Raw genomic sequence first — 26,751 nt, forward strand, 5'->3', positions numbered from 1 at the left:
TCCGGCCAGGGACGTATCCTGTGACGTATGGCGAACGGCAAGGGCAAGCCCACCAAAGAGGCGAAGGCTGCGGCGAAAGCGGCCCGTAAGCAGGCATCGAAGGAGCGCAGGAGCCAGCTCTGGCAGGCGTTCCAGATGCAGCGCAAAGAAGACAAGCTGCTGCTGCCGCTGATGATCGGTGCCGTCGTCGGGCTCGCCGTGGTGTTCTTCCTTGTCGGCCTCATCTTCGGAATCGAGTGGTTCCTGCTGCCGATCGGCATCCTGCTCGGCGTGCTCGCCGCGTTCATCATCTTCGGCAGGCGCGTGCAGAAGACCGTGTACGGCAAGGCCGAGGGCCAGGCAGGCGCCGGTGCCTGGGCACTGGACAACCTGCAGGGCGGCTGGCGGGTGTCCAACGCGATCGCCGGCACAACCCAGCTCGACGCCGTGCACCGGGTGATCGGCAGGCCGGGCGTCATCCTGGTCGCCGAGGGTTCGCCTCAGCGGGTGAAGTCCCTTCTCGCGCAGGAGAAGAAGAAGACCGCGCGGCTCGTCGGCGACACCCCGATCTACGACATCATCATCGGCAACGACGAGGGCCAGGTGCCGCTGTCGCAGCTGCAGAAGTACCTCGCGAAGCTGCCGAAGAACATCGACACCAAGCGGATGGACTCGATCGAGGCGCGGCTGGCTGCGCTCGGCGCCCGCGGCGGCCCGGCCATGCCGAAGGGCCCGCTGCCCGGCGGAGCCAAGATGAAGGGCGTCCAGCGCACGATGCGCAGGCGCTGACCCTCCCCCCTCACAACCGAAGTGCCCTCGACGTGAATCACGTCGAGGGCACTTCGCGTTCGGGTGCGGGGCTACTAGCGCGAGCGAACCAGCGCAGTGCCGGTGGCGCGGTCGTGCATGCCGCGGCCGTCGAGATCGGTGATCAGCGCGGGGATGACGAACACCAGCAGCACCTGGCGGGCCAGCGCACGCACGATGCCGACGGGCACCGGCGCGTCGACCCGGGCCACCTGCAGTCCCACGCAGTACTGGCCGGGGGTGAAGGAGAACAGCGAGACCGTGAGCACGCCGACGACGAACCAGACCATCAGGATGATGCTGCCGAGCCGGCCGTCGAGCGCATCCCCGCCGAGGATCAGGAGCGCGACGCCGCCGCCCATCAGCCAATCGATCATGAAGGCCGCGAGACGTCGGCCGGACCCGACCAACGATCCGCGGCCCGACTCCGGCAATCCGAGCCGCTCGCCCTTGTAGAGGTTCTCGGTGCCGTCCTCCCCCTTGGGAAGGGCCGCCGAGGGGCCGGAGAGCCAGGATCCAGTGCTTCGCGCCATGCTCCCCAGGATAGGCCCAGCGTGGCGGGTGGATCACGATGGCCCGGGGAGGGTGTGAGATACACCGTTTTCCGAGACGTGTAACACTGGCGAAACACAACCTTGATTGCTGGGCAACACCAGGTCCATACCGTCTGTCTCGACGCAAGCCGCCGGAATGCACAATCGGCAGGCACCAACTGAAGGAGCACACGCGTGGCGTTCACCACGGCCGAAGAGGTCATCAACTACATAGCCGACGAAAAGATCGAGTACGTCGACATCCGGTTCAGCGACCTGCCGGGCGTTCAGCAGCACTTCTCGATCCCGGCGTCCGCGTTCAACAAGGACGTCTTCGAGGACGGCCTCGCGTTCGACGGTTCGTCCGTCCGCGGCTTCCAGTCGATCCACGAGTCGGACATGATGCTCCTGCCCGACGTCAGCACCGCCCGAGTCGACCCGTTCCGCGCCGCCAAGACGCTGAACATGGACTTCTTCGTGCACGACCCGTTCACCCGTGAGTCCTACAGCCGCGACCCCCGCAACGTCGCGCGCAAGGCCGAGGAGTACCTGGTCAGCACCGGCATCGCCGACACCGCCTTCTTCGGCGCCGAGGCCGAGTTCTACATCTTCGACTCGGTCCGCTACGACTCCGGCATGAACGGCGCCTTCTACGAGCTGGACTCGATCTCCGGCTCCTGGAACACCGGCAACGAGGTCAACGCCGACGGCAGCCCGAACCTCGGCTACAAGGTCCGCCCGAAGGGTGGCTACTTCCCGGTCGCCCCGTACGACCACTACGTCGACCTGCGCGACGAGATCTCCACCAACCTGCAGAACGCGGGCTTCGAGCTCGAGCGCGGCCACCACGAGGTGGGCACCGGCGGCCAGCAGGAGATCAACTACAAGTTCAACACCCTGCTCGCGGCGGCCGACGACCTGCAGCTGTTCAAGTACATCGTGAAGAACACCTGCTGGCAGAACGGCAAGTCCGCGACCTTCATGCCGAAGCCGCTCTTCGGTGACAACGGCTCGGGCATGCACGTGCACCAGTCGCTGTGGAAGGACGGCAAGCCGCTCTTCCACGACGAGTCCGGCTACGCGGGCCTGTCCGACATGGCCCGCCACTACATCGGCGGCATCCTGCACCACGCACCGTCGCTGCTGGCCTTCACCAACCCGACGGTCAACTCGTACCACCGCCTGGTGCCGGGCTACGAAGCCCCCATCAACCTGGTGTACAGCCAGCGCAACCGCTCCGCGGCGGTGCGTATCCCGATCACCGGCAACAACCCGAAGGCCAAGCGCATCGAGTTCCGCGCGCCGGACTCCTCGGGTAACCCGTACCTGAACTTCGCCGCGCAGATGATGGCCGGCCTGGACGGCATCAAGAACAAGATCGAGCCGATGGCGCCGGTCGACAAGGACCTCTACGAGCTCCCGCCGGAGGAGGCCCGCAACATCCCGCAGGCCCCCACCAGCCTGGCGACGGTCATCGACCGCCTCGAGGCCGATCACGAGTACCTCACCGAGGGTGGCGTGTTCACGACCGACCTGATCGAGAGCTGGATCTCGATCAAGCGCGAGCAGGAGATCGCCCCGGTGAACCTGCGGCCGCACCCGTACGAGTTCCAGCTGTACTACGACGTGTAAGTCGGCTCCGCCGACGCGACGCGCAAGTCGGCTCCGCCGACGCGACGTGCAAGTCGGCACTGCCGACGCGACGTCTGAGTCGTTCGAACTGCTGAACAACTGAACACACAACGGCGCCCCGACCATTCCTGGTCGGGGCGCCGTTGTCCTGAGGGGGTCAGTACCGCCGGGCGGCGGTGAAGGGCATCGAGTCGAGCGGTGCCCGCTTGACCGACTGGCCGGGGGTCGGCGCGTGCACGACCATGCCGCCGCCCGCGTACAGGCCGACGTGCTCGGTGCCGTAGAACAGCACGACGTCGCCCGGCTGCAGGTCACCCTTGCCGACCGGCGTTCCGCCGTTGATCTGGTCATAGGTGGTCCGCGGCACGGACACGCCCGCCTGCCGGTACGCCCACTGGACCAGGCCCGAGCAGTCGAAGGTGTCTGGGCCGGTCGCGCCCCACACGTAGGGCGCGCCGATCTTGGTCTGCGCGGCGTCGAGGGCGCGCTGTCCGTGTGTGACCACGGCGTCCGGGGTGATCGCGCCCACCGGCGGCAAGCCGGGGATCTCGATGTTTCCCAGCCCCGGGATACTCAGCGGCTGTGCCACCGCGGGGGCGACCGGGATCATCACCGCTCCCGCGGTGATCGCCCCCAGCAACAGACCACGGGCGATTCGGTTGTTCTTCTGCAGGCGGTGCTTGCTCATGCGAGGGGTCCTCCGGGAGTTCCGCTGACCGATACCTCGTGTGGCTCGATCTACTGGCGGAACCCAGAGTCCCTTCGTTATCTAATCGAGACATCGGGAGAACTACCCGCATGGGTACCCGTTTGTGATGTTTGGGTACCTGGTGTGATGCGTCGGTTACCCGGGCCGGAATCCGTACCGACTCCCCGGTCCGTACGCGCGGCAGCGCTCGCACCGGGTCCCGGTGCGAGCGCGACACCCACGCTATGAAGGGGTGTTGATGTAGTCCTCGATCGCCTTCTGCGCCTTGGGGTTGCCATTGGCGATGCCGATGAGCGCGCCGGTGACGGCACCGGTCGGCAGCCCGATCATGCAGCCGGCGAGGCTGCCGGGGAACATCGAGAGGCATCCCACCCCGAGCCCGATGGCCGCGCCGATCGCCGTTCCTGCCGCGCCGCCGTTGGCCCAGCCGAGATTGAGCTCGTTGAGCATGTTCTCCAGCGCCGCCTGTTTCTGGGCCTGGTCGACCAGGTGCACCCCCGGGACCACCGGTCGCGGCGGGCCCTCGTCAGGGGCGATCGGGCTGGCGTGTGCGGTTCCCGCTCCGGCAATCACCGCCGCGGCGAACAGGGCCGATACTGACGTTCGGGTCATCAGTTTCATGTCGATCCTCACCTTGCAGACGAAGGACGAGCCAGGACTGACTGTAACTTCCGGTCGCGGCGGTGGGTGAGCGAAACGCCGCAATTCCCCCGGCTCCGACCGGCGCCGATATGTGGACAATCGTCCGAGTTCCAGCGGCGTTTCGCCGAGTGTGCACCTACCGTCACGTCGGCCGAGAGCGGGCGACGGCAGCTGCACACTCGGCGGCGGGCCGAGCGCAGCGAGAGTCGGTCTCCACCGACCAGCGCACGTGGGTCACCAGCGGCTCCATGCTGAGCCGGCTGACCGCGCTCTCGAGCAGCCGGTCGTCCCGTTCGTCGGCCGTCAGCTCCGCCAGCACCGTCACCTCGCCGGTCTCGGGCAGATCGAACGAGCGCACGGATCGCAGCCGGAACTCCGGGCGCGAGACCGACTGCACGGCGAGCCCGCGGACGTGGGCCTCGGCGTCGTCGCGGCACGTCACCTCGAAGACGTATTCCGCCGCAGGCATCTCACGCCCCTTGGTGGCCGGCTGATGATCCATCAACCTGCCGAGCGGGCGCAGCAGCGTGTTCGCCGTCATGATCGCCACCGTGCCGATCACCGCGGCCCAGTACATCCCGCCGCCTGCCAGCGCACCGATCGCCGCCGTCGCCCACAGCGTCGCCGCCGTGTTCAGCCCGGTGATCGAGGCGCCCTGCTTCATGATCACGCCCGCCCCGAGGAAGCCGATGCCCGAAACGATCTGTGCGGCAACGCGGGTCGGGTCCGCTCCCGGACCGTCGAAGCTGTAGGCGCCCAGGATCACGAAGAGCGTCGCCCCCAGACTGACCAATGCGTTGGTCCGGAGCCCTGCCAGGCGGGACCGCCACTGTCGCTCGATCCCGACCGCAGCGCCCAGTGCGAGGCCGAGCACCACGCGCAGGATGATCACCGTCGTATCCATCGCCAACTCCTAGTTCCCTTGCGCGCAGCGCAGGGTTACCCCGCGACATCGAATGCCGCGGGTTCGAACGCGACGCCGAGGTCGCGAGGGGAAGGACCGAGGTGGGCGAGACCAGTCGCCTCAGCGACCACCGTCGGCCGAAACATGTTGCGTCAAAACTCCACTGGGCGGGTCGTCCACGGTGGTCACCTCCTCCTGCGTCTGGCTGCCGCGAACGGATGGGCACTGCCGCGGTGGAACCTGCGAGCACACGAGGTCGAATCCACCATCATCCGACATGGATTCCGTCGATCTGACACCTCCACGTAAGGGCTTTGACACTGCACGACGTATCCCGGATCACGCCGGGAAGCCACTTCGGATCACCCCTTAATCCGGGGAGATCTGTCCTAACCTTGGGCGTCTCTCGACGTCGTCAGATCAGTGGCCTGTGTTCGTGCAGGAGCCTCGCCTAACGAGGTGCTGCGATTTCCACCGTAGGCGCGATGTCCGGGCGCGGCAACCCGCCCACGACGCCAACTCCGACGCCGATCCGGTCACCGCGGCCACTCCCCCGACCGAAGATCAGGGCACAGATCAGGGGCAACCCCGATGACACCGATCGGCCCCGTCCGTACGGTCATCGACATGCGACACCAGAAGCCGGCGCTCGCCACCGCCATCGCCGCGATCGCCCTACTCCTCAGCGGCTGTGTGGATTTCGAGCGCACCCGCACCCTGCAGAACGACCTCGACGGGTTGACGGGCGCGGGGGTCGTCGGCGCCGTGACGACCGTGAGCGCCAACCGCACCACCACGGTCCTGACGAGCGGTGTCGGCGACCGCACGACCGGCGCCGAGATCGCCGACGACAGTCGGGTCCGAGTGGGCAGCATCACCAAGACCTTCACGTCCGCGATCATCATGCAACTCGTGGCGGAGGGAAAAGTCGATCTCGACCGCGCCATCGACGGCTACCTGCCCGGTGTGATCGCGGGCGCGGGCGGGGACGGCACGGCGATCACCGTCCGGCAGCTCATGCAGCATCGCAGCGGGCTGCCCGAGTTCGCGGGCGAGCCGGGGGCGGACGAACTGGTCGCCGCGAACGAGAACCGCACGATCACCCCGGCCCAGGCGGTGGCGATCGCGATGGCCAAACCCGCGCAGTTCCCGCCGGGATCCCGATTCCTCTACACCAACACCAACTACATCGTTCTCGGCATGCTGATCGAGGCGGTGACCCGGCACAGTTACACCGACGAGCTCACCACCCGCATCCTCGGCCCGCAGGGCCTCGAGGACACCTACCTTCCCGGGCCCGGCGAGCGCGCGATCCGGGGCCCGCACCCGTCCGGATACCAGGACGTCGACGGCGTCGTGACCGACGTCTCGATGATCGAACCCTCGGTCCCGTGGTCGGCGGGTGCCCTGGTCTCCACCGGCCGCGACCTCAACAGGTTCTGGCTCGCCCTGCTGGACGGGAAGGTGGTTCCCCGTGCGCAGTTGGACGAGATGACGAAGGCACTACCCGCCGCCTCCGAGGCCGAGGGTATGGGTTACGGCCTCGGCGTCGGATCCACCGACCTGCCGTGCGGGGTCAGGTACGTCGGCCACACCGGCGGAATCCCCGGCTACTACACCCTGTCCGGCGCGAGCACCGAGGGCCGTGCGGTGACCATCACCCTCACCCAGATCCCGACCCAGCAGACCGACAGCGAGGCCCTGCTCTCGCACGCGCTCTGCCCGTGAGCCCGGTCAGGCGCCGAAGGTGTGCTCCACCACGGCCTTCGCCCGGCGCGTGACGCGCAGGTAGTTATCCAGGAACTCCCCGGCGTCGCCGGAGTTCCAGCCGGCGACCTGCGCGACCGCGGACAGCACCCGGCCCGGTCCCGGCAGCTGATCGGTTGGCTTGCCGCGCACCAGGACCAGGGCGTTGCGGGCCTTGGTCGCCGTGAGCCAGGCCTCGCGCAGCAGCTCGATGTCCGTCTCGCTCATCAGTTCCGCCGCGCCGATCGCATCCAGCGTCTGGAGCGTCGAGGTGTTGTGCAGGGCGGGCACGTCGTGGGCGTGCCGGAGCTGGATCAGCTGCACCGTCCACTCCACATCGGCCAGGCCGCCGCGTCCGAGCTTGGTGTGGGTGGCCGGGTCGGCGCCGCGCGGCAATCGCTCGGAGTCGACCCTGGCCTTGATCCGCCGGATCTCGCGGACCGCCTGCTCGGAGACCCCGCCCTCCGGGTACCGGGTCTCGTCGATCATGTGCAGGAACCGCACAGCCAGGTCCGGGTCCCCCGCGGCGGTGTGTGCGCGCAGCAGCGCCTGGATCTCCCAGGCCTGCGCCCACTGTCGGTAGTATGCCTCGTACGACGCCAACGTCCGCACCAGCGGACCGTTGCGGCCCTCGGGGCGCAGGCCGGTGTCCACCTCGAGTGGCGGGTCCGTGCTCGGCGCGCCGAGCAGCTTCTGCACCCGATCGGCGATGCTGTTGGCCCACTTGACCGCCCGGACCTCGTCCTCGCCTGGCCTGGGTTCGCAGACGAACAGCACGTCCGCATCCGAGCCGTAGCCGAGCTCCCCACCGCCGAGCCTGCCCATCCCGATCACCGCGAACGACGCGGGCACAGGCCCACCCAGCTCGGCCTCGCTGGCCCGGATCACCGAGTCCAGCGCGGCACCGAGCACGGCCGCCCACACCGAGGACAGGGCGCGGCACACCTGCGGGACATCGAGCATTCCAAGCACGTCGGCCGACGCCACCCGCGCCAGCTCGTGCCTGCGCAGCGAGCGGGCGGCATTGACCGCGCGCACGGGATCGTCGTAACGCGCAGAGGAGGACAGGATCCCGCGGGCGACCTCGTCCGGGTCGATGTCGAGCAGTCGGGGTCCGGTCGGCCCGTCGGCGAACAGCCGCAGCACGTCCGGCGCCTTGATCAGCAGGTCCGGGATGTACGCGGACGACCCGAGCACGATCATCAGGCGCTGGGCCACCGCGCCCTCGTCGCGCAGGACCCGCAGGAACCAGTCCTGTTCGACCATGGCCTCGGAAAGCCTGCGGTAGGCGAGCAATCCGGCGTCGGGATCCGGTGTGTCGCTGAGCCATTCGAGCAAGGTCGGCAGCAGCAGGGCCTGGATCCGCCCCTTCCGGGATGCGCCGCCGGTCAGCGCCTTCAGGTGACCGAGGGCGTTCTCGGGCGCGGTGTAGCCGAGGGCGGCGAGCTGACGCGTCGCCGCGTCCGGACTCAACCGGATCGCGTCCTTGTCCAGCCGGGCAACCGATTCCAGCAGCGGGCGGTAGAAGAGCTTGGCGTGCAGGCGACGGATCCGATGCGCATTGCGCTTGACCTCGGCGTTGAGCACGCCGAGCGCGTCCCGCTGGCCGTCCGGACGCATGTGCGCGGCGCGGGCGAGCCAGCGCAGCGCCTCCTCGTCGTGCGCGGGCGGCAGCGTGTGCGTGCGCTTGAGCTTCTGCAGCTGCAGCCGGTGCTCGATCAACCGCAGGAATTCGTACGACGCAGCGAGATTCGCGGCGTCGTCGCGCCCGACGTAGCCGCCGGCCGCGAGCGCGGTCAGCGCGTCGACGGTGCTCTTCACGTGCAGCGACTCGTCCGCACGCCCGTGCACCAGCTGCAACAACTGCACGGCGAACTCCACGTCGCGCAGACTGCCGCGGCCGAGCTTGATCTCCCGCTCACGCAGCTCCGGCGGCACCATCTCCTCGACCCGGCGGCGCATGGCCTGCAGGTCGACGACGAAGTCCTCCCGCTCGGAGGCCATCCACACCATCGGGCTCAGCGCGTCGACATAGCGTTCGCCCAGCTCGAGGTCGCCGGTCGCCGGTCGTGCCTTGAGCAGCGCCTGGAACTCCCAGGTCTTGGCCCAGCGCTTGTAGTACGCGATGTGCGAGTCGAGGGTGCGCACCAGCTCGCCGCGCTTGCCCTCCGGCCGCAGCGCCGCATCCACCTCGAAGAAGGCAGCCGAGCCCACCCGCATCAGCTCGCCCGCGAGCCGGCTGGTGGACGCGTCCGAGGGCTCCGCGACGAACACCACGTCGACGTCGCTGACGTAGTTCAGTTCGCGCGCACCGCATTTGCCCATCGCGATCACGGCGAGACGGGCCGGGCACGGCCCGTCGGGGTAGATCTCGGCGACCGCGACCGCGAGCGCCCCGGTGAGCGCGGCGTCGGCCATGTCGGAGAGCTGGCGCCCGACCGTCTGATACGGCAACACCGGCTCGTTCTCCACGGTGGCCGCCAGGTCGGAGGCCGCCAGCACCATCAGCTGGTCGCGGTAGGTCTTGCGCAGCGCGGCGATCGCGGCCGGGCCTGTGATCCCCGCCCGGTACACCAGGTTGGTCTCGGACGCGCTGTCGTCCGGGGTGGCCTTGACGCCGGCCAGCAGCTCGTCGGTGAGCTCGTCCCGGCTCGGCAGCCGGGCCTCCCCCGCCAGCAGCTTCCACCCGGACGGGTCGGCCACGAGGTGGTCACCGAACGCGCTCGACGCGCCGATCAGTCCGAACAGCCTGCCCCGCAGGGCCGTATCGGTGCGGAGTTCGGCGTCGAGCTCCGCCCAACCGTCCCCGAGACCGTCCTTGACGCGAACCAGGGTGCGCAGGGCCAGGTCGGCATTCGCGGCGCGCGAGAGCGCCCAGAGCAGCTCCAGGCTCTCCGGGTTGGCCCAGTCGAGATGGGCGAGCTCCTCCCCGGCAGTCGGCTCGACGAGGCCGAGACGGCCGACGCTGGGGATCGTGGAACGGGCGGTAGGCGGCTTGACCATCGGTGCTTACAGACCCAGGTAGGTCTTGATCTCGAACGGGGTCACCTGGCTGCGATATTCCTCCCACTCACGCCTCTTGTTGCGCAGGAAGAAATCGAACACGTGCTCGCCGAGTGCCTCGGCCACCAGCTCCGAGCGCTCCATCTCGCGCAGCGCGGTGTCGAGGCTGCTGGGCAGCTCCTTGTAGCCCATCGCCCGGCGCTCCGCGGAGGTCAGCGACCAGACGTCGTCCTCGGCCTCGGGCGGCAACTCGTAGCCCTTCTCGATGCCGCGGAGTCCGGCGGCGAGCAGCACCGCGAAGGTGAGATACGGGTTGCAGGCCGAGTCTGGGCTGCGGATCTCGACGCGGCGCGAGGACGCCTTGTTCGGCGTGTACATCGGCACCCGGATAAGGGCCGAGCGGTTCGACGGACCCCAGGACGCGGCGGTCGGGGCCTCGCCGCCGTGGATCAGCCGCTTGTAGGAGTTCACCCACTGGTTGGTCACCGCGCTGATCTCGTTGGCGTGTTCGAGGATGCCCGCGATGAACGCCTTGCCGGTGTCCGAGAGCTGCATCGGGTCGTCCGGGTTGTGGAAGGCGTTGTTCTCGCCCTCGAACAGGCTCATGTGGGTGTGCATGGCCGAGCCGGCCTGATCGCTGAACGGCTTGGGCATGAAGGTCGCGCGCACACCCTCGTTGATCGCGACCTCCTTCACGATGTAGCGGAAGGTCATCACGTTGTCGGCCATCGACAGCGCGTCGGCGTAGCGCAGGTCGATCTCCTGCTGCCCGGGCGCGGCCTCGTGGTGGCTGAACTCGACGGAGATGCCCATCGACTCGAGCGCGTCGATGGCGTGCCTGCGGAAGTTCGGCGCGGAGTCGTGCACGGCCTGGTCGAAGTAGCCGCCGCTGTCGGCGGGCACCGGCGGGGTGCCGTCGGCGGGGCCGTTCTCGAGCAGGAAGAACTCGATCTCGGGGTGCACGTAGCAGCTGAACCCGAGGTCGCTCGCCTTGCTGAGCTGCCTGCGCAGCACGTGCCGCGGGTCGGCCCAGGACGGCGTCCCGTCCGGCATCGCGATGTCGCAGAACATGCGCGCGGAGTGCTGCGCGCCGTCCTTGTGCGCCCACGGCAAGATCTGGAAGGTCGACGGGTCCGGCTTGGCGACGGTGTCCGCCTCCGAGACCCGGGAGAAACCCTCGATGGCCGAGCCGTCGAACCCGATGCCCTCGCTGAAGGCACCCTCGAGTTCGGCCGGGGCGATCGCCACCGACTTCAGGTAGCCGAGCACATCGGTGAACCACAGTCGGACAAAACGGATGTCGCGCTCTTCGAGGGTGCGAAGCACGAATTCCTTTTGGCGATCCATGTCCGCGAGAGTAGGCAAAGTCCGTTAAATCTGTGTTACATCGTGAAATCGGTTACTAACACGTGAGGTCGGGCTGGGGTTCTGTCAGCTCCGTGAGGTACTCGACGACGGGGTCGTCGACGCAGGAGACGCCACTCATCGCGACCGTGTGCTGGGTCCCCCTGTACGTGATCAGGGAGGCCCCGAGCTGCTTGGCCAGCTCCACTCCCGCCTGGTACGGCGTGGCGGGATCCTCGGTCGTCGAGATCACGACGAGGTGCGGCAGACCGGGGGCATCGATCGTGTGCGGGCTCCCGGAGCTGGGCACCGGCCAGAAGGCGCAGGTGTCGAGCGGGGCATTGCCCGTGCCCCGGCCGTCGTCGAGGAACGGCGCTGCCCGTCGGAACTCGGTGTCCGCCGCGCCTGCCTCGGCCCGGTCGGTGACCGGCGGGTCGTCGACGCACCGCACCGCGTTGAACACGTCCTCGATGTTGCTGTAGCTGCCGTCCTCCTGGCGACCCTCGTACGTGTCGGCCAGCTGCAGGAGGGTGTCGCCGTGGCCATCGGCCAGGGAGCTGAGCCCGCCGCGGAGCATCCCCCACAGGTTCTGCGAGTACAGCGCCTGCTGAACCCCGGTGATTGCGTCCCGGTAGCCGAGGCCCCTGGGGTCTGTGGTGTCCGCGGGCTTGTCGACCAGCGGATCGACCAGCTCCTTGAACCGCGCGCTGAACCGGGCCGGGTCGGTGCCGAGCGGGCAGTCGTCCGACTGCGCGCAGTCCGCCGCGAACGCGTCGAACGCCTTCTGGAAGCCCGCCGCCTGCAGCACCACCTCCTGGACCTGGTCCTGGTTCGGGTCAAGCGCGCCGTCGAGCACCATCGCGCGCACGTTCGCGGGGAATGTCTCGGCGTAGCTCGAGCCGAGCCGGGTGCCGTAGGAGTACCCGAGATAGCTCAGCTTCTCGTCGCCGAGCACCGACCGGATCACGTCCATGTCCCGGACCACCTCGCGGGTGCCGACGTGCTCGAGGAACTCGGCGCCGGTCCGCTCGGCGCACTTGCGCGCATAGTCGGCGTTCTTCGCCTCGGTCCGGGCGATCCCCTCCGGGCTCATGTCCACGCCGGGATCCGCGCGCTGCGCGTCGGTCTCCGGCGGCGTCAGGCAGCGGACCTGCGGCGTCGACGCGCCGATCCCGCGCGGGTCGAACCCGATCACGTCGAACCGGTCGCCCAACGCGGTGCCCCCGCCGTCGGTCGCCATCGCCAGGCCGGAGGCGCCGGGCCCGCCAGGGTTGACCAGGACGGACCCGATCTTCGGGCCGGTCGCCTGGCTCCGGGAGATCGCGATCTTCGCGGTGTCCCCTGTCGGGTCCGCGTAGTCCACCGGCACGGTGATCTCGGCGCACTCGAGGCTGCTGGCCAGCGGCATCCCGTCGGTGCTGTAGCCCTCGCAGGACTCCCACTGCGGGGTCTGCGTGTAGAACTCCTCCAGGCCCGCCGGGACCGCGCCCGCCCCAGGGGCGAAGTCGCCCGCGGTCCGGCCTGCCGCCTCGCCCTTGGCGGCCCCGTCGACCACGCTCCCGCATCCGGCGGCCATGGCTGCGACGAGCGCTCCCACGGCCAGTACGACAGGGACTCGGCGCAATATCGGCATGCCATCGATGGTGCCACGGGCCGGCGGACCCCCGGCCCGGCCCTGATCCGGCAGGGTTTTGCCCGCTGCGCGGGCGAATCACTGCCGGATCCGACATTCGACGGAACCGATCGACTCGGCGCGCGTCGAACACTGCATGACGTCGACTCGACTGAACGCGATCATGGCCCGCCAGGATGGTGTGATCACCCTCGGCCAGGCCCGTGCGACCGGGATGAGCGAGTCCGCGGTGAGCCGTCGTGTAACGACAGGTCAGTGGCGTCGACTCCGTCGCGGCGTGTTCCTCCGCGCGGACAACCCGTTGACCCATGCAGCGGCGCTGCGCGCGGCGGTCTACGGGTCGGGCCCCGACGCCGTCGCATACGGTCCGAGCGCCGCGTGGTGACACGGCCTCACCGAGGTACCGCCGACCAGGCACTGGGTGACCGTCCCGCGTGGGCGCCCCGCGTCGCCCGACCCTGCCATCCGGATGCGCCGCCGCGACCTGGGGTGGGAGGACATCGGGACCTTTCGGGGCCTCGGTGCGACCGAGCTGCCATTGACTGCGTTGGAGGCGGCGGTCGAACTCCGGAACGGATCAACCCTTCTTGATCGCGTCCTACAGCGGCACACGTCGCTGCCCATCCTGATCGCTGTGCACGAGCGAAACCGCGGTCGGGCCGGCACCTCGGAGGCGGACCGACTGCTCCGGTCGGCCGGGGAGGGCGGCCACTCCGAGGCGGAGCGGATCCTGCACCGCCTCCTCCGTTCGGCGGGGTTCACCGGGTGGGCCGCGCATGTGTGGGACCACGGGTTCGAGATCGACGTGGCGTTCGTGCGCAGACGCGTCGCGATCGAGGTGGACGGGTGGGCCTGGCACCGCGATCCCGCGAGGTTCAATCGAGACGCCGAGCGCCAGAACATCCTGGTCAATGCCGGCTGGCACGTGCTGCGCTTCACCTGGCACCGGCTCACCCTCGACCAGGAGGGCGTGCTGGCCGAGATCCGGACCGCCCTCGCCCGTCACTGACGCGATCCGGCTGAGTTCCGCCCGCCATCCGGGCGAATCCCTGCCGGATCCGATGTGACCAATTGCACGTCACCGCCTGTTCTCGGGGGGGTCGGCCGGTGGCAGACTGAGCTACGTCATCACCCACAACCCGGGGACCCGCACTGGGCCTCGAGGCACGAAAGGGACACTGATGTCCGATAACACTGCGCCCTACGGTTCCGCGCCCGCTCAGCCGGCCGCCAAACGAACCAAGATCCGCACCCACCACCTGCAGACCATGAAGGCCGAGGGCGAGCGCTGGGCGATGCTCACCGCCTACGACTACTCGACCGCGCGGCTCTTCGAGGAGGCCGGCATCCCGGTACTCCTGGTCGGCGACTCCGCCGCGAATGTCGTCTACGGCTACGACACGACGGTGCCGATCACCATCGACGAGCTGATCCCGCTGGTTCGCGGCGTGGTCCGCGGCGCCCCGAACGCCCTCGTCGTCGCCGACCTGCCGTTCGGCAGCTACGAGTCCTCCCCCGAGCAGGCACTGGCCACCGCCACCCGGTTCATGAAGGAGGGCCAGGCGCACGCGGTCAAGCTCGAGGGCGGCGAGCGCGTCGCCCCGCAGATCGCCGCGATCACCGCCGCCGGCATCCCGGTGATGGCGCACATCGGGTTCACCCCGCAGTCCGTGAACAGCCTCGGCGGCTTCCGCGTGCAGGGCCGCGGCGACGGCGCCGAGCAGCTCGTCGCCGACGCCATCGCCGTACAGGAGGCAGGCGCGTTCTCCGTGGTCATGGAGATGGTGCCCGCCGAGATCGCAGGGCAGGTCACCCGGAAGCTGACGATCCCGACCGTCGGCATCGGCGCGGGCGCCGAATGCGATGCGCAGGTGCTGGTCTGGCAGGACATGGCCGGGTACACCAGCGGCAAGACCGCCAAGTTCGTCAAGAAGTTCGCCGCCGTCGGCGACGATCTGCGCGGCGCGGCGGCCGCCTACGCCGCCGAGGTCCGGTCCGGCACCTTCCCCGCCGAGGAACACAGCTTCTGACGCCGGTTTCACGCGCGACGACAATCCGCCCTCTCGCGGGGCGGGTTGTCGTCGCGCGATGGCACACTCGATGACAACGGCGCGCGGGTATCCCGTGCGCCGTCACACACTTCACCGAAAGACAGGGTGCCTACATGTTCCATCGTCGTTTCGCGGCCGCCGTCGCCGGAGCCGCCGCGGTCGTCGCACTCGCGGGCGGCTGCGCCACCGAGAACGCCCCTGCACCGGCCCCCGCACCGAGCGGCGGCACGGGCGCCCTGCCCAACACCTCGGTCGCCCCGGCGCCCGGTGGCCCGGTCGCGGGCGGCGTCACCCAGGCGCAGGCCGCCCAGCTGTGCTCGGACATGCAGGCGCAGCTGCAGAGCTGGCGCACTTACACCCCGACCATCGGCAAGGGCGGGCTGAACACGGTCGTCGGCACCTGGGCCGCCCAGAACGGCATCAATGTCATCGAGCTGATGGGCAACAAGGCCCGGATCGACGCGATCACCCAGGCGCAGTGCCCGGATGTGCGCGCCGACGCCATCGAATCGTTGCGGATCCCGGACCTGGCATCGGGACTGATCGGGTTCTGACACCGATGCGGGACCTGTACCCCGAGATCGAGCCGCACCGCGCCGGGCACCTCGACGTCGGCGACGGGCAGCGCATCTACTGGGAGGTCAGCGGCAACCCCGCAGGCAAGCCCGTCGTGTTCCTGCACGGCGGGCCCGGCGGCGGCACCACCGCCGACCACCGCCGGTTCTTCGACCCCGACGCCTACCAGATCGTGCTGTTCGATCAGCGCGGCTGTGGGCGTTCGACCCCACACGTCGCCGACGGGGCGGACCTGTCGGTGAACACCACGGAGCACCTCATCGCCGACATCGAGGCGCTGCGCACCTATCTCGGGGTGCAGCGCTGGCAGGTCTTCGGTGGTTCCTGGGGTTCGACGCTGGCGTTGGCCTACGCGCAGGCCAAACCGGATCGGGTCACCGAGCTGGTGCTGCGCGGGGTGTTCCTGCTGCGCCGCAGCGAGATCGACTGGTACTACAACGGCGGCGCGAGCGCGATCTACCCGGACCTGTGGGAAGGCTTCCTCGCTCCGGTGCCCGAGGCCGAGCGGGGCGGCGACCTCGTCGAGGCCTACCACCGCCTGCTGCACTCCCCCGACGACGACGTCGCGCTGGCGGCCGCCGTCGCCTGGTCCACCTGGGAGGGTGCCACCAGTTCGCTGCTGCCCCGGCCCGCACGGGTCGAGGAGAGCGCGGAGCCGCGCTTCGCGCTGGCGTTCGCGCGGATCGAGAACCACTACTTCCGCAACCACGGATTCCTCGCGGAGGGCCAGCTGCTCCGCGACATCGCCGCGATCGAGACCATCCCGGCGGTGATCGTGCAGGGCCGGTACGACGTGGTCTGCCCGGCGACCAGCGCGTGGGCCCTGCACCGGGCCTGGCCGTCGGCCCGGCTGGTGATCGTCGACGACGCAGGGCACGCCGCGAACGAGCCGGGGATCGCCCACCACCTGGTCGAGGCGACCGACGCCTTTCGCGGCTGACGCCCGAATCTCTCGACAGCGACGGACGAGGGCGGGTAAACCTGAGGTATGGGCAAGGGGCGCACACCGGACGGGACCGCTGCCGTGCTGGCGGCGTTACGCGATCACGCCGACGAACTGGACTCTCGCGCCGACGAGGTGCACCGCGACGAATTCGACTCGGTGCACCAGATGCGGGTGTCGACGCGGCGCCTTCGGAGCGTGCTCGGCAGCTACCAGTCGCTGTTCCCGGACGGCGCCACCGACGGCGTGCGGGCCGAACTCCGATGGCTGGGTACGGTTCTCGGCAATGCCAGGGACGCCGAGGTGATGGCCGAGCAGTTTCGCGACCTCCTCGACTCGCAGCCGCCCGAACTGGTGCGCGGGCCGGTCCGCCATCGCCTGGTGGCGACGAACGAGCTCGCCTACCGCGACGCGCACATCGAGGCGGTTGCCGCGCTCGACGGCACTCGCTACGAGGCGCTGCTGGCCTCGCTGGACGCCCTGCTCGCGGCGCCCCCGTACCGAACCGACGCGGTCCGATTCGGGCTACACCGCGCCCGTCGCAAGTTACGCAAGGCCGCGCGGAAGGCGGGACTCACCGCACGGGACACCGGCGAACCGACACCGGAGCGCCTGCACACGGTCCGCAAGCGCGCCAAGGCGCTCCGGTACGCGGCCGAGGCGGCCGCATCCACCCGTCCCTCGCCCGTGCGGGCGGGTAAGGCGGCCAAGAAGCTGCAGACCGTGCTCGGCGACTACCACGACTCCGTGGTCGCGCGGGCCCGGCTCCTGGCCGCGGCCGACCTGGCCCGCGGCGCGGGCGAGGACACCTTCACCTACGGCGTGCTGACCGCCATCGAGGCCGACCAGGTCCGACGCGCCGTGCCGCGGTCGCGAAAGCTGGTGCGCAAGATCAGGTCTGCTAGCCGGAAGCTGTAGCCGGGTAGCCGAACTTCACCGTCCGCGCGGTGACGTCGGCCTGAACCAGCCGCACGGACACCGCCTCGCCCTCCGGCGGATCGCCGAGGCACTTGCCGATCACCGTCGCCTGCGGCGCGAATACCTCGGCCTCCCGCTTGCCGTCCACCCCGCGCAGCACCACCGCGTCGAACACCTCGCCCTCGCGGCCGGCGAGCAGGGTGGCCTCCGTGAGGTCCACGCAGGCCCGATCGACCTTGTTGGCCAACGTGTCCGATCCCCGCATCAGATCCGACAGGGAGGGTAGGGCGTCGCGAACCCATTGCGGCACCGGCGTTCCCGCGCAGATCGCCAGGCACACCTCGGTGCTGAACCGGTCCGAGAGGCGCCGCAGCGGCGCCGTCACGTGCGCGTACGGGGCGCCGATCCCGGAATGCGTGACCAGCTCCGGGACCTCGCCGTCGAACGCGGCGTAGCCCGCTCCGCGCAGCAGCGAGGTCGCCTCGGTCATCATCACCAGCGTCGCCGGCGTGTTCGCTTCCAGGCCCGCGAGGAACTCACCGACCGGGACCTGCGACGGCCAGTCCATGCCGAGGGCGGTCGCGGCCCTGCGCAGTGCCGCGACCGCGCCGGGCGCCGGGGCGGGCAGGGTGCGCAGCAGTCCGATGCCTGCGTCGATCATCAGCTTCGCCGCACACATCCCGGTCAGCAGCGACACCTCCGCGTTCCAGTCGTCGGCCTCGGTGCGCGGCTGCAGCTCGAGCCGCCAGCCGTCGCCGTCGCCGACCACCTCCTGCTCGGGCAGCTTGAGCTCGATCGCGCCGCGGTCGATCGCGGAGGCGAGCCGCAGCTTGCCGAACTCGGGCAGCGCCGCGATCGAGGGATGCAACGAGCCGGACTCCGAATCCGACTGCACCCCTGCGTAGTCGAACCGCGCGACCGAACGCACCAGGGCACGGGAGACCGCTACCGAGACCGGCTCCGCCCGCTCGTCGAGCTCGATCCGCCACAGCGCGGCAGGCCGCACCAGATCGGGCAGCAGGCTGGCCGCGCCCTCGGACATCACCCGCGGGTGCAGCGGCAACGACCCGTCCGGCAGATAGAAGGTCTGGCCGCGCCGCCGGACCTCCGCGTCCAGGTCGCCGCCGGGGACCACGACGGCCGCGACGTCGGCTATCGCGTAGTGCAGGACGAACCCGGTGGGCGTGCGCTCGAGGTGCACGGCCTGGTCGAGATCCATGGACGTCGGCGGGTCGATGGTGACCAGCGCCAGGTCGGTGCGGTCCGCGCGCTCGGCCGCGTATCGGTCGACCGCGGACTCCGCCTCGGCGATGGCCCTCGGGGGGAAGTCGGCGGTCAGCGAGAAGTCGGTCCGGATGGCACCGAAGTCGATCCCGCGGGCAGAGATACGCGTCATCACAATTGCCGAGCGTAGTGGCTCGGCTCGTCCGCGCAGCCGACCGTCAGTTGTTCCAGTCGTCCTCGGCCTTGTCGGCGGCCTTGTTGCGCTCCGCGGCGATCTCCAACGCCCGCGCGGCGGTCTCGCGATCGGGATAGGGACCCATCCGGTCGAGCCCGCGGGCGTCCTTGCCCTGACGCACCGAACCGTCCGACACGCAGTAGTACCAGAGGTGCTCTTCGTCCTCGCTCATGTCTTCAGTGTGCCCGGTTCCCGGCACCCTCACCATCCGAACCGCCGCCTCGAAATCTTTTCGGCCCGTTCGCTTGAGGACTGCACGCAAGCATGAGACTCTTACGCGCGGCAGGGTACGGCGTGTCACATCCACCGCACCCGTATCCCAGGATTCGAGAGTTTCCGCGCTGCACCGCCTCAACCCGTATGAAATGGAGAATCACCCGCATGGCCCCCATGTCTTACCTGCTCTACGATGCCCTCCTCCCGCATCTCGGAGCCGACGCCGCCGAGCACTGGGCGACGACCCTGGTCGTCAACCCGATCTAAGGTCGGACGTCGACAAAGATGCCCTCGCCGATTCGGCGGGGGCATCTTTTTGTGCGCTCGCCGCCCCGGCCTGCTCCGCCAGCCTCCGATTGAGGTCCGCGATTTGCGCGGTGAGCCGGTGGATCTCGTCGCTGGTGTGCTTCGCCCCGTCCTCCTGGGCCGCGGCGACCCGTTCGACGAACCACGAGGCCAGCGACGCGGTGACGACACCGAGCAGCGCGACGCCGCCGAGCATCAGCCCGAACGCGATCAGTCGGCCCTCCGCCGTCGTCGGGTACCGGTCTCCGTAGCCGACGGTGGTCACCGTTGTCACCCCCCACCAGAGCGCGTCCCCGAACCCGGTGATGTTCGCGTCGGGATTGGCTCGTTCGGCGTCGAGGACCGCGAGGGCGGCGCAGAACACCAACAGCGCGGTGCCGCCAACCACGTACGCCCCGACCCTGCCCCGGAACGATCCGGCCATGCTGCGGCTGAGCGCTGCGAGCACCACCACCAGCCGAAGCGGACGCAACAGCGGGAGCAGCAGCGCCACCAGTTCGAAGAGGTTGGCCCGGACGAAGGGCCACTTCTCGCGAGCCCGCACGAGTCGGTCCCCGTAGTCGAGCGCGAAGGCCGCCCAGGTGACGATCATCGCGACGTCGCAGAGGAGCCGGATTCCCGGCGCCAGGTCCACCACCAGGATCGGGAGGGCATAGGCCGCCAGGAAGGCGAGCGATGCGACCGTGAGAAGGGTGTCCCTGGATGACTTGAGCAATGTCATCGGCAGAGAGTAGCGACTGCCGGCTTACACATTCTCGATAAGCGGGCGGACGAGTTGGTCTGTAAGCCGGATCCTGTCCCCGGCGCCGAGGCGCCGGGTGGCGACCATCCATCTGGGCACACCGTTGCCGGGTACCTCGAGCGGTCCACCCGCAGGCTCGGGCGAGCAGCCCTCGAACACCTGCGCAGCCGCACCTTCGAGAAGGTGCGGCCTTCGACCTTGCTCCGGGCGGGGTTTACCTAGCCACCCCAGTCACCTGGGGTGCTGGTGCGCTCTTACCGCACCGTTTCACCCTCACCGACGCTCACGCGCCGGCGGTCTGTTTTCTGTGGCACTGTCCCGCGGGTCACCCCGGGTTGCCGTTAGCAACCGCCCTGCTCTGTGGAGTCCGGACTTTCCTCGGCTCTGGGCCTGCGCGCGCGAGCGCACGGTTCCCCGAGCCGCGGTCGCCCGACCAACTCGTCCGCCGCTACAGACTACTGCCTGCCGCGCACACCTCCGACACTCGAACGCTTGTTTGACCGGCGTCGACTGTCTACGGTCTAGCCATGGCCAGATACATCGCGTTGCTGCGGGGCATCAATGTCGGCGGGATCAACATCAAGATGGCGGACCTCAAGGACGCGATCTCGAGCCTCGGTTTCGACAACGTCAAGACCGTATTGGCCTCGGGCAATGTGCTTTTCGACTCCGACCGCGCGGACCGCGGGGCGATCAAGTCCGATATCGAGGCCTGCCTGCGGGAGAGGTTCGGCTACGACGCCTGGATCGTCCTGGTGGACCACCAGAGCCTGGCCGCGATCGTCGAGGGCTTCCCGTTCGAGGCCGACCGGGACGGGTGGCACCCGTACGTGCTGCTGTCCTCGGACCCGGCGTCGCTGGACGACATGTTCGCCGCCGCACAGTCTCTCGCGCTCGGCGACGAGGCGGTCGCGCTCGGCGACGGCGTTCTGTACTGGCACGTCGAACGAGGCGAGACGCTGCAGAGCCCGTTCGGAAAGCTCAGCGCCAAGGCCAAGTACAAGTCGACGACCACCAACCGGAACCTGCGCACGCTGCGCAAGCTGTTGTGACGGTCGGCTGAGGCACCCGCCGAATGGTCTGGCTTGTCGGCGCCCTCGTCGCCCTGGTGCTGGCCGCCGCGATCCTCCGTCCGCACGGACTGCCCGAGGTGGCCGTCGCCGCGCCCGCCGCCGTGATCGTGGTGGCCGTCGGGGCGGTCACCCCGGCACAGGCGCTGGCGGAGGTGCGCACGCTCGGTCCGACCGTGGCGTTCCTCGCCGCGATCCTCGTGCTCGCCCACCTCGCGGACGCGAGCGGCGTGTTCACCTGGACCGCGTCGGTCCTGCGGCGAGGTTCCCGGGGTCGCCCGAAGCGGCTGCTGGGGCTGGCATTCGCCGCCTGCGCGATCACCACCGCTGTGTTGAGCCTGGACGCCACGGTGGTGCTGCTGACGCCCGCGATCCTGGCGACCGCGACGAGGATGGGCATCTCGGCGCGCCCGGTGAACTATGCCGCGGCGCACCTGGCCAACTCGGCATCGACGTTGTTGCCGGTCTCGAACCTGACGAACCTGCTGGCCTTCTCGGCGACCGGCCTCGGGTTCCTCCACTTCGCCTCCCTGATGGCACTGCCGTGGGTCGTCGCGATCGCGGTGGAGCTCGCCGTGTTCCGGCTCTTCTTCGCGCGCGACCTCGCCGCGCCGCCAGAACCGGCCCCGACGCCGGCGCGGATCGTGCCGCCGCCGCGCTGGGCCTTGACGGTCCTTGGTCTTACCCTCTTGGGCTTCGCGCTGTCCGGCCTCGTCGGGGTGGCCCCGGCGTGGATCGCGGTCGCCGGGGCTGTCCTGCTCGGCGTGCCCGCACTGAAGGAGGGGCGCACCAGGCCGCGGTCGATGCTCGCCGCGGCCGATCCCTACTTTGCGGTTTTCGTCCTCGCGCTGGGGATCCTCGTCGCCCCCCTGACCGACGGGGCGGTCGGCGACCGGGTCGGAGACCTACTGCCGCATTCGGAGTCGTTCACCGCCCTGCTCCTGACGGCGTCGGTGGCCGCGCTCGCCGCCAACCTGGTCAACAACCTGCCGGCCACCCTCCTGATGATCGGCGCCCTCGGGCCCGGCGCACCGACCGGGCTGCTCTTGGCGATGCTGATCGGGGTGAACCTCGGGCCGAACCTGACCTACACCGGTTCCCTGGCAACGCTGCTGTGGCGCCGGGTCGCGACCCACTGTGGGCAGCCGCCGACGCTGGGCACCTACACCGCACTCGGCGTGATCAGCACACCCCTGACCATTGTCGGCGCCGTCGCCGCGCTCTGGCTGGCGCTCTGACAGGGCAGGTCCGGCCGGATCAGCCTGCGGCGAACTCGGCGGCGTGGTCCTGCGCCCACGTCGTGAAGCTGCGAGGTCCGTGGCCGGTGAGGACCCGGACGTGGTCCGTGAGCTCGACGGGCGTGCCGTCGTTGGACCGCCACCACTTCAGGAGCGCATCGGCGTAGTCCGCGGGGACATGGTCGGCCATCTCGGCCTTCCAGGCGTCACCGGTGACGTGCTCGACAGCGATGGGTGTGCCGATGACACGGGCGAGGACCTCGATCTGGTCGGCGAAGGTGACGGACTCGGCACCGGAGAGGGTGTACGCGCGACCCGCGAGGCCGGGATCGGTGAGCACCGCCAGCGCGGCTTCGGCGACGTCCTCCTCGTGGATCGGGTCGTTGTGGGCGCCGGGATACGGCAGGCTCACCGGACTGCCGGACCTGATGGGCCACGCCCAGGCCTGCGCGTTACCCGCGAAGGCGCCGGGCCGGAGCAGCGTCGTGCGGATCGGCGACGCCAGCAGGGCGGTCTCCACGTCGAGGTGGGACCTGGCCATGATGTCGGTGGCGGCGTCCGGCGCGAGAACGGACGACGAGGACAGCAGCACGATGTGCTCGACGCCCGCCGCCGTCGCCGCGGCGATGAAGGCCTCGATCTGCGCGGCCGCGGCGTAGAGGAAGACCGAGGTCACCCCGTCCAGCGCGGCGGCGAAGTCGGCCGGATCGGTCAGGTCGCAGCGGATCGTGGACGGGTCCTGCGGGTTGCTGGAGGCCGCGCGATACGGCAGCCCCCTGGCGTCGAGGAGGGCGATGAGGCGCTGGGCGACGGCGCCTCGGCTGCCGGTGACGAGGATCGTCATGAGGTTCCCTTCACTGGAGTATTCTGTGTGCATTACACAGATTCTGCGTGACGCATTCTCTGCGCCACGCAGATAAATTTAGGCAGGGAGGTCCCCGGTGTCAACCCGTACGGAATTGTTGGAAAAGATCGCCGTCGACAGCCAGCGGCACTACGCCGACTACATGCGGTTCAACCAGGCGATGGCGGATCATCTCGGCCTGCATCCCACCGACCTGCAGTGCGTCGCACTGCTCGACGTCGAGCCGGGACCGGTGAGCACCGGCGAGATCGCCAGGCTGACCGGGCTGACCTCGGGATCGGCGACCCGCCTGGTCGACCGCATGGCCAAGGCCGGACTCGTGGAACGTCACGCCGACCCGCAGGACCGCCGCAAGTCCCTGGTCACGCTTGCCCCCGAGGCCAGGGCGCGGATCGGCGCGGCGTGGGACGTGCCGGGGAAGGCCTTCGGCGCAGTCCTGGAGACCTACCGCGACGACGAGCTGGCGGTCATCGCCGACTACCTGAACCGCGCTGGGGCCGTCGGGCGGGCACAGGCGGAACGCCTCACCGGGCAGGACGCGTCCTGACGCGGTCCCCCGAGAACACGAAGCGCCCCGCCTCCACACAAGGGAGACGGGGCGCTTCGGATCGGGGACAGCTCCCGGGGTCCGGTCAGACGGTCACGCTTGCCTTTTCCACGACAGGCGGCAGCTCGGGGTCCTCGTCGGCGAACGGGTCGCCGTTGCGGGGCGCGTTGTAGAGCTCCTCGTCGAGGATCCCCTCCCGCTTGGCGACGATGGTCGGAACCAGCGCCTGCCCGGTGACGTTGAGCGCGGTCCGACCCATGTCGACGATCGGCTCGACGGCCAGCAACAGCCCGACACCCGCGAGCGGGAGCCCCAGGGTGGACAGGGTCAGCGTGAGCATCACGGTGGCGCCGGTGGTGCCCGCGGTGGCGGCCGAACCGATCACCGAGACCACGACGATCAGCAGGTAGTCCGTCAGGCTCAGGTCGATGCCGTAGAACTGGGCCACGAAGATCGCGGCGATGGCCGGGTAGATCGCGGCGCAGCCGTCCATCTTGGTGGTCGCGCCGAGCGGCACCGCGAACGACGCGTACTCACGCGGCACGCCCAGGTTGCGCTCGGTGACCCGCTCGGTCAGCGGCAGGGTCCCGATCGAGGAGCGCGACACGAAGCCGAGCTGAGTGGCCGGCCACACCCCGGAGAAGAACTGCTTGACCGAGAGCCCGTGCGCGCGAACGATAATCGGGTACACGACGAAGAACACGATCGCCAGGCCGATGTAGACGGCCAACGTGAACACGCCCAGCTGACCGATCGCGTCCCACCCGTAGGTGGCCACGGCCTTCGCGATCAGCGCGGCGGTGCCGATCGGGGCGAGGCGGATGATCCACCAGAGCACCTTCTGCACGATCGCGAGCAGCGAGGCGTTCAGTTCCAGGAACGGCTCGGCCTTCTTGCCCACCTTGAGCGCCGCGATCCCGACCGCGATCGCGATGACCAGCAGCTGCAGGACGTTGAAGCTCAGGGACGTGGTCGCGACACCGGCGTCCGTGACCGTCGTCTTCGCGCCGAGGGCGAGGAAGTTCTGCGGCACCAGGCCGGTCAGGAACGCCCACCAGGAGCCGGACCCCTTCGGGACCCCTGCGTCGTCGGGATTGACGGACGTGTTCGCGCCGGGCTGGGTGATCAGCCCGACCGCGATGCCGATCAGCACCGCGATGAACGCGGTGATCGCGAACCACAGCAGCGTCTGGACGGCGAGGCGGGCGGCATTGGCCACCTGGCGGAGATTGGCGATGGAGCTGACGATCGCCGTGAAGACCAGCGGAATCACCGCGACGGTCAGCAGCGCGACGTAGCTCGAACCGATGGTCGTGACGGTGCTGGTCAGCCAGTTGGGACTGCCGTCGTCGGCGAGGGGCATCGAGCGGGCCAGCAGACCGATGAGGACGCCCGCGATCAGGCCGACGACGATCTGGGGACCGAAGGAGGTTGCCCAGCCGGGCAGGCGCCTGGTGCGGGCGAGGGTGGGGGCCGACATGTGACGGACCTTTCGTGATGGGTGCGCAGCAGCAGGCACGCTCGTGCGAGCGTGGGTGCGCGGGGAGTGCTGACAGACGCCGGGCCCGGGACAGAGGTCGACCGGGTGGCGGGAATGAATGGGTCAGCGCATACAGACAGCGCTCGCCTGCAGACAGTTGTCGACATACCGTCGACTGGTCAGCAGCGAGTTCACCCGGAGCATGTTACTCCCGCTAAGAAACGCGCTTCGCGCCGGTGAGTGATTTGCACCCCGGTCGGGGCACAGATCACTCACGGGCGGCGCGGCCGCACTAGAGGTGCGAGGTGTCGTTGACGAGGCGCACCGAGGCGCCGCCGTCGGGGTAGAACTCGGCGATGGACAGCGATGCCAGGTCCAGGTGCAGCCGGTAGAGCAGCGACGGCCCGACATCGAGCGCCATCTGCAGCAGGGTCTTGATGGGCGTGACGTGCGAGACGAGCAGCAGGTTCGCGCCGGGGAACTCGGCCACGAGGTCGTCGCGCGCCCGCTCGATGCGCGCTCGCACCTCGTCGAAACTCTCGCCGCCGGGCGGCCGAACGGAGGTGTCGGAGATCCACCGGCGGTGCAGCTCGGGGTCACGCGCGGACGCCTCCCCGAAGGTCAGCCCCTCCCAGTCACCGAAATCCGTCTCGATCAGACCCTCGTGGACCCGGACCGGCAGCGACAGCTCGGCGGCCACCGCCTCGGCCGTCTGCCGCGCCCGACCCAGCGGCGACGACAGGACGGCGGTGATGCCGCCGCGTTCGCCGATCCGCTTCGCGGCCGCGCGGGCCTGCGACAGGCCGAGGTCGGTCAGCTCCGGGTTGCCACGGCCCGAGTAACGGCGCTCGACCGACAGCGCGGTCTGCCCGTGCCGCAGCAGCAGCATCCTGGTCGGCTTCCCGAGCGCACCGGTCCACCCCGGTGACACCGGGGCAGACTCCGGCTTCTCGGTTTTCGCAGCGACCGTCGCCGGGGCCGTCAGGTTCGTCGGCTGCCCGTCCATGGCCTCGTTCGCGAGCTTGTCGGCGTGCGAGTTCTCGGCCCGCGGGATCCACGTGTAGTCGACCCGGTCGAAACCGGCGGCCAGCTCGCCCGCCTGCCGGGCGAGCGGCTTCATGTCCGGGTGCTTGACCTGCCAGCGCCCGGACATCTGCTCGACGACCAGCTTCGAGTCCATCCGCACCGACACCGACCGGGCGCCGAGCTCCGCCGCGGCGGTCAGCCCGGCGATCAGCCCGCGGTACTCGGCGACGTTGTTGGTCGCGATGCCGATGGACTCGCCGCGCTCGGCCAGCACCCGGTCGTGATCCGAGTCGAAGACGACCGCGCCGTAGCCGGCCGGTCCCGGGTTCCCGCGTGAGCCGCCGTCGGCCTCGACGAAGACGTGACCCACGGAGCGACCCCC

The 26,751-nt window shown here is 69.6% G+C and carries 25 protein-coding genes, 1 other RNA gene and 1 riboswitch; of the genes, 12 read left to right on the forward strand and 14 right to left on the reverse strand.

Translation table 11 applies throughout. The features are described 5' to 3' along the window. Positions 1 to 27 precede the first annotated feature (27 nt). Positions 28 to 768 (forward strand): DUF4191 domain-containing protein, encoded by a 741-nt coding sequence (locus tag JOE46_RS07200; RefSeq protein ID WP_097212119.1) that lies wholly within the window; start codon positions 28 to 30, stop codon positions 766 to 768. 74 nt (positions 769 to 842) lie between these two features. Here the strand turns inward: JOE46_RS07200 and JOE46_RS07205 are convergent, their stop codons facing one another. Continuing rightward, entirely contained in the window at positions 843 to 1,319 is a 477-nt protein-coding gene (locus JOE46_RS07205) for an RDD family protein (RefSeq protein ID WP_097212118.1), read from the reverse strand. Positions 1,320 to 1,514: 195 nt separating this feature from the next. On the opposite strand from JOE46_RS07205, the gene glnA (JOE46_RS07210) reads away from it, so the two are divergent. Beyond that, the gene (gene glnA, locus JOE46_RS07210) at positions 1,515 to 2,951 is read left to right on the forward strand and encodes a type I glutamate--ammonia ligase (protein ID WP_097212117.1); all 1,437 of its coding nucleotides are present in this window, start codon (positions 1,515 to 1,517) and stop codon (positions 2,949 to 2,951) included. 157 nt (positions 2,952 to 3,108) lie between these two features. On the opposite strand, the gene JOE46_RS07215 is transcribed toward glnA (JOE46_RS07210), so the two are convergent. The 3 genes from JOE46_RS07215 to JOE46_RS07225 all read right to left on the reverse strand — a co-directional run bounded on the left by JOE46_RS07215 (position 3,109) and on the right by JOE46_RS07225 (position 5,206). Next, a complete protein-coding gene (locus tag JOE46_RS07215) occupies positions 3,109 to 3,639 on the reverse strand; it encodes a C40 family peptidase (protein WP_097212116.1) in 531 nt (176 codons plus the stop codon). A 243-nt stretch (positions 3,640 to 3,882) separates the two neighbouring features. After that, positions 3,883 to 4,272, reverse strand: a complete 390-nt coding sequence (locus JOE46_RS07220) for a hypothetical protein (protein ID WP_245220967.1) — start codon at positions 4,270 to 4,272, stop codon at positions 3,883 to 3,885. Between the two features lie 172 nt (positions 4,273 to 4,444). Beyond that, positions 4,445 to 5,206: an MgtC/SapB family protein gene (locus JOE46_RS07225; RefSeq protein ID WP_209926659.1), complete on the reverse strand. Its 762-nt coding sequence runs from the start codon at positions 5,204 to 5,206 to the stop codon at positions 4,445 to 4,447. Positions 5,207 to 5,498: 292 nt separating this feature from the next. Beyond that, a riboswitch (M-box (ykoK) riboswitch) is annotated at positions 5,499 to 5,672 on the reverse strand. 161 nt (positions 5,673 to 5,833) lie between these two features. On the opposite strand from JOE46_RS07225, the gene JOE46_RS07230 reads away from it, so the two are divergent. Then, complete coding sequence (locus JOE46_RS07230; protein ID WP_209926661.1) at positions 5,834 to 6,934, forward strand: serine hydrolase; 1,101 nt, start codon at positions 5,834 to 5,836, stop codon at positions 6,932 to 6,934. 6 nt (positions 6,935 to 6,940) lie between these two features. On the opposite strand, the gene JOE46_RS07235 is transcribed toward JOE46_RS07230, so the two are convergent. The 3 genes from JOE46_RS07235 to JOE46_RS07245 are packed head-to-tail and all read right to left on the reverse strand — an operon-like array spanning position 6,941 to position 12,932. Continuing rightward, positions 6,941 to 9,955 (reverse strand): bifunctional [glutamine synthetase] adenylyltransferase/[glutamine synthetase]-adenylyl-L-tyrosine phosphorylase, encoded by a 3,015-nt coding sequence (locus JOE46_RS07235; RefSeq protein ID WP_097212113.1) that lies wholly within the window; start codon positions 9,953 to 9,955, stop codon positions 6,941 to 6,943. Positions 9,956 to 9,961: 6 nt separating this feature from the next. Further along, a complete protein-coding gene (glnA, locus tag JOE46_RS07240) occupies positions 9,962 to 11,302 on the reverse strand; it encodes a type I glutamate--ammonia ligase (protein ID WP_097212112.1) in 1,341 nt (446 codons plus the stop codon). A 55-nt stretch (positions 11,303 to 11,357) separates the two neighbouring features. Further along, positions 11,358 to 12,932, reverse strand: a complete 1,575-nt coding sequence (locus JOE46_RS07245) for an alpha/beta hydrolase (protein WP_097212111.1) — start codon at positions 12,930 to 12,932, stop codon at positions 11,358 to 11,360. 136 nt (positions 12,933 to 13,068) lie between these two features. Between JOE46_RS07245 and JOE46_RS26915 the strand changes: the two genes are divergently transcribed. The 6 genes from JOE46_RS26915 to JOE46_RS07270 all read left to right on the forward strand — a co-directional run bounded on the left by JOE46_RS26915 (position 13,069) and on the right by JOE46_RS07270 (position 17,420). Beyond that, positions 13,069 to 13,317 (forward strand): type IV toxin-antitoxin system AbiEi family antitoxin domain-containing protein, encoded by a 249-nt coding sequence (locus tag JOE46_RS26915; protein WP_307861258.1) that lies wholly within the window; start codon positions 13,069 to 13,071, stop codon positions 13,315 to 13,317. Positions 13,318 to 13,566: 249 nt separating this feature from the next. Beyond that, positions 13,567 to 13,941 carry a DUF559 domain-containing protein gene (locus JOE46_RS26920; protein WP_307861259.1) on the forward strand — a complete coding sequence of 125 codons (375 nt, stop codon included), beginning with the start codon at positions 13,567 to 13,569 and terminating at the stop codon, positions 13,939 to 13,941. Positions 13,942 to 14,113: 172 nt separating this feature from the next. Then, a complete protein-coding gene (gene panB, locus JOE46_RS07255) occupies positions 14,114 to 14,962 on the forward strand; it encodes a 3-methyl-2-oxobutanoate hydroxymethyltransferase (RefSeq protein ID WP_097212109.1) in 849 nt (282 codons plus the stop codon). Positions 14,963 to 15,096: 134 nt separating this feature from the next. Further along, positions 15,097 to 15,537: a hypothetical protein gene (locus tag JOE46_RS07260; protein ID WP_097212108.1), complete on the forward strand. Its 441-nt coding sequence runs from the start codon at positions 15,097 to 15,099 to the stop codon at positions 15,535 to 15,537. Continuing rightward, positions 15,534 to 16,499: a prolyl aminopeptidase gene (gene pip, locus JOE46_RS07265; protein WP_373560257.1), complete on the forward strand. Its 966-nt coding sequence runs from the start codon at positions 15,534 to 15,536 to the stop codon at positions 16,497 to 16,499. Before JOE46_RS07260 ends, pip begins: the two co-directional genes overlap by 4 nt. 48 nt (positions 16,500 to 16,547) lie before the next feature. Then, positions 16,548 to 17,420: a CHAD domain-containing protein gene (locus tag JOE46_RS07270; RefSeq protein ID WP_209926662.1), complete on the forward strand. Its 873-nt coding sequence runs from the start codon at positions 16,548 to 16,550 to the stop codon at positions 17,418 to 17,420. Here the strand turns inward: JOE46_RS07270 and JOE46_RS07275 are convergent. The 4 genes from JOE46_RS07275 to rnpB form a co-directional block, all read right to left on the reverse strand. Further along, a complete protein-coding gene (locus tag JOE46_RS07275) occupies positions 17,404 to 18,816 on the reverse strand; it encodes an RNB domain-containing ribonuclease (protein ID WP_097212105.1) in 1,413 nt (470 codons plus the stop codon). The genes JOE46_RS07270 and JOE46_RS07275 overlap by 17 nt on opposite strands. Before the next feature lie 46 nt (positions 18,817 to 18,862). Further along, the gene (locus JOE46_RS07280) at positions 18,863 to 19,051 is read right to left on the reverse strand and encodes a hypothetical protein (RefSeq protein ID WP_077041980.1); all 189 of its coding nucleotides are present in this window, start codon (positions 19,049 to 19,051) and stop codon (positions 18,863 to 18,865) included. Between the two features lie 297 nt (positions 19,052 to 19,348). Then, entirely contained in the window at positions 19,349 to 20,122 is a 774-nt protein-coding gene (locus JOE46_RS07285) for a potassium channel family protein (RefSeq protein WP_097212104.1), read from the reverse strand. Between the two features lie 46 nt (positions 20,123 to 20,168). Further along, an RNA gene (rnpB, locus tag JOE46_RS07290) (RNase P RNA component class A) lies at positions 20,169 to 20,584 on the reverse strand. Between the two features lie 86 nt (positions 20,585 to 20,670). Here rnpB and JOE46_RS07295 point away from each other — a divergent pair. Both JOE46_RS07295 and JOE46_RS07300 read left to right on the forward strand, forming a co-directional pair. Then, entirely contained in the window at positions 20,671 to 21,195 is a 525-nt protein-coding gene (locus JOE46_RS07295; protein WP_097212103.1) for a DUF1697 domain-containing protein, read from the forward strand. A gap of 23 nt (positions 21,196 to 21,218) precedes the next feature. Next, positions 21,219 to 22,451 carry an SLC13 family permease gene (locus JOE46_RS07300; RefSeq protein ID WP_209926664.1) on the forward strand — a complete coding sequence of 411 codons (1,233 nt, stop codon included), beginning with the start codon at positions 21,219 to 21,221 and terminating at the stop codon, positions 22,449 to 22,451. A 19-nt stretch (positions 22,452 to 22,470) separates the two neighbouring features. Here the strand turns inward: JOE46_RS07300 and JOE46_RS07305 are convergent, their stop codons facing one another. Next, entirely contained in the window at positions 22,471 to 23,295 is an 825-nt protein-coding gene (locus JOE46_RS07305; protein ID WP_209926667.1) for an SDR family oxidoreductase, read from the reverse strand. Between the two features lie 97 nt (positions 23,296 to 23,392). On the opposite strand from JOE46_RS07305, the gene JOE46_RS07310 reads away from it, so the two are divergent. Continuing rightward, a complete protein-coding gene (locus tag JOE46_RS07310; RefSeq protein ID WP_209926669.1) occupies positions 23,393 to 23,863 on the forward strand; it encodes a MarR family winged helix-turn-helix transcriptional regulator in 471 nt (156 codons plus the stop codon). Between the two features lie 85 nt (positions 23,864 to 23,948). Here the strand turns inward: JOE46_RS07310 and JOE46_RS07315 are convergent, their stop codons facing one another. Both JOE46_RS07315 and JOE46_RS07320 read right to left on the reverse strand, forming a co-directional pair. Beyond that, positions 23,949 to 25,343 carry a dicarboxylate/amino acid:cation symporter gene (locus tag JOE46_RS07315; protein ID WP_209926671.1) on the reverse strand — a complete coding sequence of 465 codons (1,395 nt, stop codon included), beginning with the start codon at positions 25,341 to 25,343 and terminating at the stop codon, positions 23,949 to 23,951. Between the two features lie 292 nt (positions 25,344 to 25,635). Further along, positions 25,636 to 26,739: a bifunctional RNase H/acid phosphatase gene (locus JOE46_RS07320; protein ID WP_209928989.1), complete on the reverse strand. Its 1,104-nt coding sequence runs from the start codon at positions 26,737 to 26,739 to the stop codon at positions 25,636 to 25,638. Between the last annotated feature and the right edge of the window lie 12 nt (positions 26,740 to 26,751).

Source organism: Rhodococcus sp. PvR099, from assembly GCF_017833315.1.
GTDB classification, from domain to species: Bacteria; Actinomycetota; Actinomycetes; order Mycobacteriales; family Mycobacteriaceae; genus Rhodococcus_G; species Rhodococcus_G oryzae.

Coding starts and splice junctions, on each gene's coding strand:
- JOE46_RS07305 (WP_209926667.1), bottom strand. CDS start 23,295: ATGACGATCCTCGTCACCGGCAGCCGAGGCGCCGTCGCCCAGCGCCTC.
- panB (WP_097212109.1), top strand. CDS start 14,114: ATGTCCGATAACACTGCGCCCTACGGTTCCGCGCCCGCTCAGCCGGCC.
- JOE46_RS07275 (WP_097212105.1), bottom strand. CDS start 18,816: ATGACGCGTATCTCTGCCCGCGGGATCGACTTCGGTGCCATCCGGACC.
- JOE46_RS07300 (WP_209926664.1), top strand. CDS start 21,219: ATGGTCTGGCTTGTCGGCGCCCTCGTCGCCCTGGTGCTGGCCGCCGCG.
- JOE46_RS07205 (WP_097212118.1), bottom strand. CDS start 1,319: ATGGCGCGAAGCACTGGATCCTGGCTCTCCGGCCCCTCGGCGGCCCTT.
- JOE46_RS07270 (WP_209926662.1), top strand. CDS start 16,548: ATGGGCAAGGGGCGCACACCGGACGGGACCGCTGCCGTGCTGGCGGCG.
- JOE46_RS07225 (WP_209926659.1), bottom strand. CDS start 5,206: ATGGATACGACGGTGATCATCCTGCGCGTGGTGCTCGGCCTCGCACTG.
- glnA (WP_097212112.1), bottom strand. CDS start 11,302: ATGGATCGCCAAAAGGAATTCGTGCTTCGCACCCTCGAAGAGCGCGAC.
- JOE46_RS26915 (WP_307861258.1), top strand. CDS start 13,069: ATGACGTCGACTCGACTGAACGCGATCATGGCCCGCCAGGATGGTGTG.
- JOE46_RS07295 (WP_097212103.1), top strand. CDS start 20,671: ATGGCCAGATACATCGCGTTGCTGCGGGGCATCAATGTCGGCGGGATC.
- JOE46_RS07230 (WP_209926661.1), top strand. CDS start 5,834: ATGCGACACCAGAAGCCGGCGCTCGCCACCGCCATCGCCGCGATCGCC.
- JOE46_RS07220 (WP_245220967.1), bottom strand. CDS start 4,272: ATGACCCGAACGTCAGTATCGGCCCTGTTCGCCGCGGCGGTGATTGCC.
- JOE46_RS07215 (WP_097212116.1), bottom strand. CDS start 3,639: ATGAGCAAGCACCGCCTGCAGAAGAACAACCGAATCGCCCGTGGTCTG.
- JOE46_RS07235 (WP_097212113.1), bottom strand. CDS start 9,955: ATGGTCAAGCCGCCTACCGCCCGTTCCACGATCCCCAGCGTCGGCCGT.
- JOE46_RS07315 (WP_209926671.1), bottom strand. CDS start 25,343: ATGTCGGCCCCCACCCTCGCCCGCACCAGGCGCCTGCCCGGCTGGGCA.
- JOE46_RS07260 (WP_097212108.1), top strand. CDS start 15,097: ATGTTCCATCGTCGTTTCGCGGCCGCCGTCGCCGGAGCCGCCGCGGTC.
- JOE46_RS07285 (WP_097212104.1), bottom strand. CDS start 20,122: ATGACATTGCTCAAGTCATCCAGGGACACCCTTCTCACGGTCGCATCG.
- JOE46_RS07200 (WP_097212119.1), top strand. CDS start 28: ATGGCGAACGGCAAGGGCAAGCCCACCAAAGAGGCGAAGGCTGCGGCG.
- JOE46_RS07245 (WP_097212111.1), bottom strand. CDS start 12,932: ATGCCGATATTGCGCCGAGTCCCTGTCGTACTGGCCGTGGGAGCGCTC.
- JOE46_RS07280 (WP_077041980.1), bottom strand. CDS start 19,051: ATGAGCGAGGACGAAGAGCACCTCTGGTACTACTGCGTGTCGGACGGT.